11 protein-coding genes are annotated in these 10,645 nt (G+C 71.2%); 2 read left to right on the forward strand and 9 right to left on the reverse strand.

Features of this window, described 5'->3' with window-relative positions:
- Positions 1 to 18: 18 nt before the first annotated feature.
- The 8 genes from AC1DVZ_RS10975 to infC all read right to left on the reverse strand — a co-directional run bounded on the left by AC1DVZ_RS10975 (position 19) and on the right by infC (position 8,136).
- Positions 19 to 756 (reverse strand): SDR family oxidoreductase, encoded by a 738-nt coding sequence (locus AC1DVZ_RS10975; RefSeq protein ID WP_477618227.1) that lies wholly within the window; start codon positions 754 to 756, stop codon positions 19 to 21.
- Positions 753 to 3,350: a phenylalanine--tRNA ligase subunit beta gene (gene pheT / locus AC1DVZ_RS10980; protein WP_477618228.1), complete on the reverse strand. Its 2,598-nt coding sequence runs from the start codon at positions 3,348 to 3,350 to the stop codon at positions 753 to 755. The genes AC1DVZ_RS10975 and pheT overlap by 4 nt, the downstream gene beginning before the upstream one ends.
- Positions 3,350 to 4,456 carry a phenylalanine--tRNA ligase subunit alpha gene (gene pheS, locus AC1DVZ_RS10985; protein ID WP_477618229.1) on the reverse strand — a complete coding sequence of 369 codons (1,107 nt, stop codon included), beginning with the start codon at positions 4,454 to 4,456 and terminating at the stop codon, positions 3,350 to 3,352. The genes pheT and pheS overlap by 1 nt, the downstream gene beginning before the upstream one ends.
- Before the next feature lie 20 nt (positions 4,457 to 4,476).
- A complete protein-coding gene (locus AC1DVZ_RS10990; RefSeq protein ID WP_477618230.1) occupies positions 4,477 to 5,592 on the reverse strand; it encodes a PAS domain-containing sensor histidine kinase in 1,116 nt (371 codons plus the stop codon).
- A 10-nt stretch (positions 5,593 to 5,602) separates the two neighbouring features.
- Positions 5,603 to 6,391, reverse strand: coding sequence for a TrmH family RNA methyltransferase (locus tag AC1DVZ_RS10995; protein WP_477618231.1), 789 nt, complete (start codon positions 6,389 to 6,391; stop codon positions 5,603 to 5,605).
- Positions 6,392 to 6,453: 62 nt separating this feature from the next.
- The gene (rplT, locus tag AC1DVZ_RS11000; RefSeq protein WP_140737333.1) at positions 6,454 to 6,840 is read right to left on the reverse strand and encodes a 50S ribosomal protein L20; all 387 of its coding nucleotides are present in this window, start codon (positions 6,838 to 6,840) and stop codon (positions 6,454 to 6,456) included.
- Positions 6,841 to 6,917: 77 nt separating this feature from the next.
- Positions 6,918 to 7,112 carry a 50S ribosomal protein L35 gene (rpmI, locus tag AC1DVZ_RS11005; RefSeq protein WP_140737332.1) on the reverse strand — a complete coding sequence of 65 codons (195 nt, stop codon included), beginning with the start codon at positions 7,110 to 7,112 and terminating at the stop codon, positions 6,918 to 6,920.
- A 67-nt stretch (positions 7,113 to 7,179) separates the two neighbouring features.
- The gene (infC, locus tag AC1DVZ_RS11010; protein WP_477618232.1) at positions 7,180 to 8,136 is read right to left on the reverse strand and encodes a translation initiation factor IF-3; all 957 of its coding nucleotides are present in this window, start codon (positions 8,134 to 8,136) and stop codon (positions 7,180 to 7,182) included.
- Positions 8,137 to 8,421: 285 nt separating this feature from the next.
- On the opposite strand from infC, the gene AC1DVZ_RS11015 reads away from it, so the two are divergent.
- Entirely contained in the window at positions 8,422 to 8,808 is a 387-nt protein-coding gene (locus tag AC1DVZ_RS11015) for a DUF1844 domain-containing protein (protein WP_477618233.1), read from the forward strand.
- Between the two features lie 78 nt (positions 8,809 to 8,886).
- Here AC1DVZ_RS11015 and AC1DVZ_RS11020 read toward each other — a convergent pair whose 3' ends face one another.
- Positions 8,887 to 10,149, reverse strand: coding sequence for an MFS transporter (locus AC1DVZ_RS11020; RefSeq protein ID WP_477618234.1), 1,263 nt, complete (start codon positions 10,147 to 10,149; stop codon positions 8,887 to 8,889).
- 157 nt (positions 10,150 to 10,306) lie between these two features.
- On the opposite strand from AC1DVZ_RS11020, the gene AC1DVZ_RS11025 reads away from it, so the two are divergent.
- The gene (locus AC1DVZ_RS11025; RefSeq protein WP_477618235.1) at positions 10,307 to 10,636 is read left to right on the forward strand and encodes a DUF952 domain-containing protein; all 330 of its coding nucleotides are present in this window, start codon (positions 10,307 to 10,309) and stop codon (positions 10,634 to 10,636) included.
- Positions 10,637 to 10,645 lie beyond the last annotated feature (9 nt).

Consider the following 10,645-nt stretch of genomic DNA (forward strand, 5'->3'; position numbering starts at 1 on the left):
AGGCCAAGGACGACCCGTTCACGTGAGCGGGTCGTCGTCGCCCCACCGCAGCAGTCCCAGGGTGCGGTCGGACTCGCCGAGCCCCTTCGCGGCACGGACGCGGAGCGACTCGGGGGTGTCGACGCCGGCGCGCACCAGGCGACCGTTCCAGTCGTCGAGCTCGCCGGCAGCGATGGCGAGGAGCAGCTCGGCCACGACCGCAGGCTCGGTCCACTCCGTGCGGTCACGATGGGCGTCCATCGCCTCCGTCATGTCGGTGCGCACCACGCCCGGGGCGAGGTCGAAGGCGCGCACGCCGTGCCTCGAGTTCAGGCCCGTCGCGGCGGTGAGGCGGGCGAGCGCGCCCTTGCTGATGTTGTAGGCCGTGGCGATGTCGTAGTTGCGGTAGGCCGCGCCGGAGTTGATGTTGACGATGCGTCCGGCTCCCGCCGCCACCATGTGCGGAAGAACGGCGTGTGTCATGAGGTAGGGACCGCGCAGGTTCACCTCGACGGTCCGCCACCACTCGTCGGGATCGCTGTCGAGCAGCGACACCTCGGCGTCGATCACGCCGGCGTTGTTGACCAGCAGGTCGACGCGCCCGTGCCGGGCGACGATGTCACCCACCCAGTGCTCCACGGCCGGTCGGTCGGTGACCGGTGCGACGGAGCGCGAGCCGCGCTCCACGGCATACCCGGCCTGCTCGAGTGCGGTGGCCAGGTGGTGGCCGATGCCGCGGGAGGCACCGGTCACCACGGCAACGGGGGCGGCGCTCACCGCTGGATCGCGCCGGTCTGCGCCGCGGCCGCGGCGACGGCCTTGTCGCGCAGCGCGCTCACCTCGTCGGTGGTCAGGGTGCGGTCGGCGGCGCGGAAGGTCAGGCGGTAGGCCAGCGACTTCCTGCCGGACCCGACCTGCTCACCGCGGTAGACGTCGAACAGCACCACGGACTCGAGGCTGTCCCCCGCACCCTCGCGCAGGGCAGCCTCCACGGCAGCCGCGGGCACGCCCTCGTCGACCACCAGGGCGACGTCGGTGTGGGCCAGCGGGTAGGTCGAGAGGGCACCTGCCTGGAGGGGTGTGCCCGTCGCGGTGACGAGCACGTCGAGGTCGAGCTCGCCCGCGACCGTGCGTGCGGGCAGCTCGAGCGCTGCCGTCACCTTGGGGTGCAGCTCACCCGCGTGTCCCACCACCGTGCCGTCGGCCAGGGCGAGCTGGGCGCAGCGACCGGGGTGCCAGGGAGCGCGGACGGCGGACGTCACCACGAGGTCCAGCCCCACCGACCGGCCCACGGCCAGCGCCCAGGCCACGGCGTCCGAGGTGTCGGCCTTGCGGCCCGGTCCCCACGGTCCGCCGTGCTCGACCTCACCAGCTGCTGCGTATGCCGCGTGGCGGGGCTGCGGAGGCACGGCACCCAGGATGGCGGCGAGCGTCGCGTTGTCGGGGCGCTCGTCGATGCCGGGGACGGGCGCGCTCGTGGGGTCCTGCTGGGCGCGCGTGACGAGGCCGATCTCGTAGACGGCGACATCGCGCGCCCCACGAGCGACGTTGCGTCGCAGGGTGTCGAGCAGGGTGTCGAGCACCGACGTGCGCATGACGGGCGCCTCGTCGGACAACGGGTTGACCAGCGACACCACCTGTCTGCGCTCGTCGTCGGCGGCCAGGCCGAGCCGGTCGAACAGCGACCGGGCGACGAACGGGTAGCTCAGCACCTCGGTGAGGCCCTGGTGGGCCAACGTCGTGGCGACGACCCGACGGATGCGCTGACCATGGGTCAGCCCGCGACCGGCCGCCTTGGGCTGTGGCAGGACCGACGGGATCTGGTCGTAACCGCGCACCCGCGCGACCTCCTCGACCAGCTCGGGCCCGTTGGTGAGGTCGGGCCGCCACGAGGGCGGGAGCACGCTCACGAGGTCTGCGCCGGGCCCGCCTTCGGTGTCGGTGCCGGTGCCGGTGCCGGTTCCGGTGCCGGTGTCGGTGTCGGTGGGCGTCACGGCGCACCCGATCGCGCGCAGCGTCGCGACCACCTCGTCGCGGGGGTACTCGAGCCCGACGTAGCGGGTCGGCAGCATGGTGTCGAAGACGAACGGTTCGGCGGGCACGCGGTGGTCGACGTCGGTGACACCCGCGTCCGCACTGCCGCCCCCGTGCTGGACCAGCAGGTCGACCGCCAGCTGGGCCGCAGCCGCGGCGACGGCGTGGTCCACGCCACGCTCGAACCGCTTCGACGCCTCGGTGGTGAGGCGGTGCCGACGCGAGGACCGGGCCACCGTGATCGGGTCGAAGTGGGCCGCCTCGATCAGGACGTTGGTGGTCGTGTCGGTGACCTCCGACGCTGCGCCACCCATGACGCCGGCGATGGCCAGCGGGGTGTCGGCCCCGTCGACGATGAGCAGGTCCTCGGGGTCAAGCGCGCGGGCCACGTCGTCGAGGGTGGTGAGCTTCTCCCCGGGCCGCGCGCGACGCGTCCCGATCGAGCCCGAGAGGGTGTCGAGGTCGAAGGCGTGCAACGGCTGGCCCAGCAGCATCATCACGTAGTTGGTGACGTCGACCGCCAGCGAGATCGGTCGCATCCCGACCTGGGTGAGCCTCTTCTGCATCCAGCGGGGGCTCGACGCGGTGACGTCCACGCCGCGCACGACGCGGGCGACGTAGCGGTCGCAGCCGGGAACGCCCTCGAGCGGCGAGGCGTCGGCGAGCTGCACGGCATACCCGGTGTCGTCGGGCTCCGGCGTCGTGACCTCGGCCGGGTCGCGGAAGGCGACACCGGTCGAGAGGGCGTACTCACGGGCGATCCCGCGCAGGGAGAAGCAGTAGCCACGGTCGGGAGTCACGTTGACCTCGACGACCTCGTCGGCGAGGCCGAGCAACGCGATGGCGTCATCACCCGGCGTGAGGTCGGCGGCAGCGTCGTCGCCGAGCAGCTCGGAGAGCACGATGATGCCGTCGTGGTCCTCACCCAGCCCGAGCTCGCGGGCCGAGCAGATCATGCCGTTGGAGACGTGGCCGTAGGTCTTGCGCGCGGAGATCTCGAACCCGCCGGGCAGCACCCCGCCGGGCAGCACGCAGACGACCAGGTCCCCGGCGCTGAAGTTGTGCGCCCCGCAGACGATCTCCTGGGCCTTGCCCTCGGAGACGCGCTGGCCGTGCTCGCCCACGTCGACGGTGCACCAGTTGATCGTCTTGCCGTTCTTCTGCGGCTCGGACTCGACGGACAGCACCCGGCCGACGACGAGGGGACCGGCGATGTCGCCACCGTGCAGGCCCTCCTCCTCGAGGCCGACGCGCACGAGCGCAGCAGCGATGTCCTCACCGGTGGCGTCCGCGGGGACGTCGGCGAGCTCGCGCAGCCAGGACACGGGCGCGTGCATCAGATCTCCATTCCGAACTGCTGGGAGAAACGCACGTCTCCCTCGACGATGTCGTGCATGTCAGCGACGTTGTGGCGCAGCATCAGCGAGCGCTCGATGCCGAGCCCGAACGCGAAGCCGGTGTAGCGGTCGGTGTCGACCCCCGCCGCGCGCAGGACGCGCTGGTTGACCATCCCCGACCCACCGAGCTCGATCCAGCCGGTGCCACCACAGGTGCGGCACTTCTCGCCCTCAAGCGAGCCGGACCCGCCGCAGATCCAGCAACGGCAGTCGATCTCGGCGCTCGGCTCGGTGAACGGGAAGTAGTTGGGACGCAGCCGGGTCACGATGCCCTCACCGAACAGCCGCTGGACGAACGCGTCCAGGGTGCCCTTGAGGTGCGCCATCGTGATGCCCTCGTCGACGACGAGTCCCTCGAACTGGTGGAACACCGGCGTGTGGGTCGCGTCGAGGTCGTCGGTGCGGAACACCTTGCCGGGGCACAGGACGTAGATGGGCGGCTCGCGGTCGAGCATGGTGCGCACCTGCACCGGCGAGGTGTGGGTGCGCAGGACCAACCCGGAGCCGGCGGGCTCGACGAAGAAGGTGTCCTGCTCCTGGCGGGCGGGGTGGTCGGCCGGGATGTTCAGTGCGTCGAAGGTCAGCCACTCCGACTCGACCTCGGGTCCCTCGGCGATCTCCCAGCCCATCGAGACGAAGATGTCCTCGACGCGTTCGGAGACGAGGCTTATCGGGTGGCGGGCCCCCAGCGGCCTGCGCGGCACCCGCACCGTCACGTCGACGGTCTCGTCCACCAGGATGCGCTCGTCCCGCTCGGCCTCGAGCTCGGCCTGTCGCGCGGCGAGGGCCTGCGACACCTGGCCGCGGGCCTGGCCGACGCGCTTGCCGGCCTCGGCCTTGGCACTGGGCGGCAGCGCGCCGATCTCGCGGTTGGCCAGCGCGAGGGCGCTCTTCTCGCCCTGGTGCGCCAGTCGAGCGGCCTTCAGCTGGTCGAGGTCCGTGGCGGCCGCGATGGCCTGCCGGGCATCGGCCACGGCCTGCTCCACCACGGCGGGATCGAGCGCTGCGACCTCGACGGGGTCGTACTGCTTGTTGGGTCCAGACACCCCGGCAGTCTAGGGAAGAGTCAGGCGAGGTAGTCGGGCGGCTCGGATGGCAGGCTGAGACGGAACTGCGCGCCACCGTTGGGCGCCGACTCCACCTGGACCCGCCCGCCGTGGGCCTCGACCAGACCTTTGACGACGTAGAGGCCGAGCCCGGTGCTCCCCCGGCCCGAACCGTGCCAGAACCTGCTGAACACCAGGTCCCGGTGGTCGGCCGCGATGCCCTTGCCCTCGTCGCTGACGACCAGGTCGACGCCGGTGGCGCTGTGCCCCTTGGACTCCAACGCCTCCTGGCCGTTTCCGGTCGTGGGCTGCGCCCCGAGGGTCACCAGGCCGTCGCCGTGGCGGAACGCGTTCTCGATCAGGTTGGACAGGATCTGGTCGAGTCGGTCGGGGTCCGCCCACACCTCGGGCAGGGCCTCGGGCACCTCGATGGAGAACCGGTCACGCTCCTGGCCGCTGGCCACGGCCCGCTCCACGTGGCGGCCGTAGACCGCCGCGACGTCGATCGGCAGGGGCCGGATCTGCAGCCGCCCCGAGTCGATCCGTGACACGTCGAGCAGCTCGGTGATCAGGCGGGTCACCCGGTCGGCGTCGGCCTCGATCGTCTCGAGCATGAGCCGCTTCTGGTCGTCGGTGAAGCGGTCCCAACGACGCAGCAGCGTCGAGGAGAATCCCTTGACCGAGGTGAGCGGCGACCGCAGCTCGTGGGCGACGGTGGAGATGAGCGCCGCGTGGTCGGCCTCGAGCCGACGGCGAGCCTCCGCGTCGCGCAGCATGAGGATCACCCGGTTGACCGGCTTGTTGCGCCCCGGGCGGAGGTACTTGGCGGTGACGAGCACCTCGGCGCCGCCATCGACCATGAGGTACTTCTCGCGATGGCCGGTGCGGATGTCCAGACCGTTCCACGGGTCCGTGACTTCCCACCAGTCGGTGCCGTCGTTGTCGCGGAGCACGAGCGCGGTGCGGATGTCGCGGCCCACGAGCTCGCCGCGGGCGATGCCGAGGATCTGGGCGGCCCGACGATTGACGAAGCTCACCTTGGCGTCCGCCTCGGCCGCGACCATCCCGTCAGGCAGGAGCTCAGCGGCCAACGCGGCCTGCTCGGGCGGCAGGATGGAACCGGGCCGGAAGTCCATGCCGCCGACCCTAGTGGTTCTGGGCGCCCGCGGACGCGTAGAGGCACACCGTGGCGGCCATCGCGAGGTTGAGCGACTCGGCCTTGCCGTAGATCGGCACCCGGACGACGTCGTCACACAGGTCACGGACCGCGGGCTCCAGCCCCCAGGCCTCGTTGCCCATGACCCAGACGTGGGCGGGCACCAGGTCGACCTCGGGCAGCAGCGTCGGCCCGACGCCGTCCGCCGCGAGCACCCGGATGCCGGCCGCGCGAAGCCTGGCCAGCGTCTCCTCGACCGGCAGTCCGGTCACCAGCGGCAGGTGGAACAGCGAGCCGGCGGTCGACCGCACCACCTTGGGAGCGTGCACGTCGACCGACGCGTCACTCACCAGGACCGCGGCGGCACCGGCCGCGTCCGCGCCGCGGATGACCGTCCCTGCGTTGCCCGGATCCCGGACGTTCGTCAGTAGCACGAGCAGACGAGGTCCGCGCGCGAGGACCTCGTCCAGACTGGCGGTGACCACGCGGCATACCGCGGCCAGCCCCTGGGGGGCAGGCGTGTCGCACATCGCCGTGAGGACGTCCTCGGTCACCTCGTGGAGGTAGAGGTCCGCCGCCTGGGCGGCCGCGACGATGTCGGCGTGCCGTGCGCGGGCCTCTGCGGTGAGGTAGAGGTCGACCACCTGCGCAGGGCGGTGGACGACGACCTCACGGACCGACTGAGGTCCCTCGACGAGGAACCGGCCGGTCTTGTCACGCACTGAGCGCCGGGACAGTGCCCGCACCGACTTCACCCGGTCGGCCCCTGGATTGGTCATCACAGGAGGTTCGCGGTGGGTCGGCGGGGGCATGTCCCGGCGCTCGGAGGGTGCTTGGTCGATCAGGCCGACGCGGCCGCGGTCTCCGTGGTCGCCGGCACGTTGGCGCGGGCGATCTCGACCAGGGCGGTGAACGCTGCCTCGTCGTTGACGGCGAGCTCGGCCAGCATGCGACGGTCGACCTCGATCTCCGCGGCCTTGAGGCCCTGGATGAACCGGTTGTAGGTCATGCCGTTCGCACGGGCGCCGGCGTTGATGCGCTGGATCCACAGGCGACGGAAGTCACCCTTGCGGGCGCGACGGTCACGGTAGGCGTACCCGAGGGAGTGGGTGACCTGTTCCTTGGCCTTGCGGTAGAGCCGCGAGCGCTGTCCGCGGTAACCGCTGGCGCGCTCGAGGACGACCCGGCGCTTCTTCTGGGCGTTGACTGCCCGCTTCACGCGTGCCACGTGAGTTCTCCTTGCTGTCTAACTGCTTGCGAGGCTGCTTGCTGAGCCCGGCCAAACAATGGGATGGGTGGGCTCGGCTACTTGCCGAGGAGCTTCTTGACCTTCTTGGCGTCCGGCTTCGACACCTGGACATCGTTCGCGATCGAGCGGGTGAAGCGCGAGGACTTGTGCTCGAGCAGGTGGCGGCCGCCCGCCTGCTCACGCATGACCTTGCCGGTGCCGGTGAGGCGGAAGCGCTTCTTCGCGCCAGAGTGCGTCTTCATCTTCGGCATGGGCCGATCTCCTTGTGTTGATGTAACCGTGTGTCGTTCGTGCGTGTGGTTCGGGGTGGAGCGGGCCTCAGCTGGCCGACTCGGTGGCCTTCGGCTTGGCGGCGGGCTTGGCCGTGGCGGCGGGCTTCGCTGCGGGCTTCGCCGTGGCGGCGGGCTTCGCTGCGGGCTTGGCCGTGGCGGCGGGCTTCGCTGCGGGCCTTTCCGTGGCGGCGGGCTTCGCCTCGGGGGCGGTGACCTCTGCCTCGGGGGCGGTGACCTCTGCCTCGGGGGCGGTGACCTCTGCCTCGGGGGCGGTGACCTCTGCCTCGGGGGCGGTGACCTCTGCCTCGGGGGCGGCGGGCTCCGCGGCCGTCTCGACCGAGACGTCCTGCACCTGGTCGACGGCCGGGGCGTCCTGCGCCTGGTCGGCGTCGCCCACCTGGGCGGCGTCGTCCGCGTGCGCGGGGGTGGCCGACCGGGCGCGGCGCTGCTCGGCCATCGCCTCGGACTTCTTCTTGGTCGGGCCCAGCACCATGATCATGTTGCGGCCGTCCTGCTTGGGGGCCGACTCGACCGTGCCCAGCTCGATGACGTCCTCGGCGAGGCGCTGCAGCAACCGGAAACCGAGCTCGGGGCGCGACTGCTCGCGTCCGCGGAACATGATCGTCACCTTGACCTTGTCGCCGCCCTTGAGGAACCGCTCGACGTGGCCCTTCTTGGTGCCGTAGTCGTGCGGGTCGATCTTCGGGCGGAGCTTGATCTCCTTGATGACCGTGTTGACCTGGTTCTTGCGCGCTTCGCGAGCCTTCAGTGCCGCTTCGTACTTGAACTTGCCGAAGTCCATGAGCTTGGCGACGGGAGGCTTGGCCATCGGGGCAACCTCGACGAGGTCGAGGTCAGCCTCGGCGGCCAGACGCAGCGCGTCTTCGACGCGCACGATGCCGACCTGTTCTCCGTTGGGGCCAACCAACCGCACTTCGGGAACCCGAATGCGGTCGTTGATGCGAGGTTCGCTGATGTTGGTGCTCCTCTGTTGGAAGTTCACTGCCCGTGAATGTTCACTGTCCGGCCGCTGCAACGAAGAAAGGCTCCCCGTCGCCGTTGCGCGGGAAGCCTCACCTGATCCGATTCACGAGTTCACCAAGGGCAGGTATGCCGCGTGGCTCGCGCCCACGGCATACGCCTTGCGTGACCTCGTTGACCCGGCAACCGTGAGGTTGACGCGGGTGGAAGCAGGTGCTGCTTCACTTGCACACCGGGCCCGGTGCTGGGTCACCCTCTCAGGTCACCCGACGATGGACACGGCCGGTCGATCTGCAAGGCTACCAGCGTGAGCACCGAATCTCCCAATTCCCCCGAGGGCCCCGACCTCGCCGCCGCCATCGGTCACGAGCAGGCCACCCGCGACATCGCCGAGGTGCCGGCCGTCGAGGTCATCACCACCGCGGCCATCCACCTGATGAGTGCGGCCGCCGTGAAATGCGGGCTGGCCGAGGGGCCGGACGCGAGCGAGCACCTCGACCTGGACGAGGCGCGACGGCTGATCAGTGCCCTCGCCGGCCTCATCACCGCGGCGGCGCCCGACCTGGGTAGCCAGCACGCAGCCCCGCTGCGGGACGGGCTGAAGTCGCTGCAGCTGGCTTTCCGCGAAGCCTCCGTGATCCAGGACGCGCCGGGCCAGGGGCCCGGCGAGAAGCTCACCGGTTCGGTCGTCTGAACCAGGGTCGCCGAGATCCCGGCTCTCGGGTCGCCACACCTCGACCTGGACCGAGAGCTGGGATCTAGGGAGAGCGGCTCAGGCGTCGGCCGCGGCGCTCAACCTCTGGGCGGCCCTGCGTTGCGACGCCCGGCCTGAGGTGGCCGCGGCTCCCACGAGGGCGACCAACAGGCCCATCCCAGCGACGACGAGGAAGCCCGCCTGCCACCCACGCTGGTCGATGGCGAACCCCGCCATCGGTGCGCCCAGCGCCATCCCTCCGGTCATGAACGAGCCGTGCCAGCCCATCGCCTCGCCCCGCGCAGCCGCCGGGACCACCCGGCTGACCTGGTCCACCGTCGCCGTGATGGTGGGGGCGCAGAAGAGCCCCGCCACGAAGGACAGGACCGCCAGCGAGGGGACGCCGGTGGCCAGCGCCATCGGGGCGCTGACGAGCGCGAGCCCGCCGAGCAACCAGAACGCCGAGACCGACTTCTGCAGCCCGCCGTAGACCAGCCCGCCCAGGAGGGAGCCGAAGCCCCAGACGGCCAGCACCCAGCCGATCGAGGGCTGCGCGTCGAAGTCCCGCAGGGCGGCCACGATGGCGATGTCGGTGCCACCGAGCACGACGGTGGTGGCGGCTGCGGCCAGGCAGATGACGATGAAGCGTGCTTGGAACCAGTCCGATCTCGCCACGCGCGGCACCGCAGCGCCCACGCCCTCGTCGTCGACCAGTCCGGCGTCCGCCATTCCCTGGCCCACCGGCTCGGCCGCCTCGTCGTGCATGACGGGGTTGGCGAACCAGAGCAGCACTCCGGCCAGCACTCCAAGCATCTCGATGGCGAACAGCACCCACTGGGTCGGCCAGAGCGTGGCGGCCCAGACTCCGGCGGCCGGGCCCACCATGAAGGACAGCTCGACGGCCACGGAGTCGAGGGARATCGCCGTGCGCCGGTCGTCCTCGTGCACGGCGGCGATCACCGCCTGGCGGATGATCGAGAACGAGGGGATGACGAAGAGCCCGGCCAGTGCCGCGAGCCCCAGGAGCCACCAGTAGGACACGAAGGGCGCGATCGACCAGCACAGGGCTGCCACGACGATGGAGGGCAGGACCACCCGGCGCAGGCCGCGGCGGTCGAGGAGACGGCCACGCCAGGGTCCACTGATGGCGATGGCGATGGTCGCCGCAGCGGAGACCAGACCCGCCGCCGCGTAGGACCGCCCGAGGTGGGAGACGACGTGGAGGGTCAGCACCACGCCGCCGGCGAAGATGGGCATGCGCACCAGGAAGCCCAGCACCAGCGCCCGCCGCAGGGCGGCACTGGCGAGGACGCGGCGGTAGCGGGCGTTGGCGAGCAGCACCCACCCACTCTGCCAGCCACCACTGACACTGGCCAAACTGTTTTTGCTCCTGTCAGGGCAGGTGCTCCTGTCGGGGCAGGTGCGCCTGTCACGCGGGCTGGGTGGCGGCACGCGGCATACCCCTGCTCCGGCCCGCAGGGGCGCTAGGTTGCGGACCGTGACGATCTACCACCTTGCCGAGCCGGACAAGTGGGAGCAGGCCCGGCGGTCCGGGAGCTACACCGAGTCGACGCGAGGTCGGACGATGGCGCAGGAAGGCTTCATCCACTGCTCCTCCAGGGAGCAGTGGCCCGTGGTGCGGCGCTCGTTCTATGCGGACTACCCGGAGACCCTTCTCCTGCTCGAGATCGACCCGTCCCGACTCACCGAGCCACCGGTCGAGGAGGTCGGCAACCCGGAGACGGGCGAGACCTTCCCGCACCTGTATGCCGCCCTGCCGGCCGACGCCGTCGTGGCCGTCACCGAGCTCGCGCCTCCGCACACCTGAACGAGGCGC

This window comes from Pedococcus sp. P2_E5 (assembly GCF_056403895.1).

Excerpts from the sequence above, each read along its gene's own strand:
- rpmI (WP_140737332.1), bottom strand. The coding sequence starts at position 7,112 with ATGCCGAAGATGAAGACGCACTCTGGCGCGAAGAAGCGCTTCCGCCTC.
- AC1DVZ_RS10995 (WP_477618231.1), bottom strand. The coding sequence starts at position 6,391 with ATGACCAATCCAGGGGCCGACCGGGTGAAGTCGGTGCGGGCACTGTCC.
- AC1DVZ_RS10990 (WP_477618230.1), bottom strand. The coding sequence starts at position 5,592 with ATGGACTTCCGGCCCGGTTCCATCCTGCCGCCCGAGCAGGCCGCGTTG.
- pheT (WP_477618228.1), bottom strand. The coding sequence starts at position 3,350 with ATGCACGCGCCCGTGTCCTGGCTGCGCGAGCTCGCCGACGTCCCCGCG.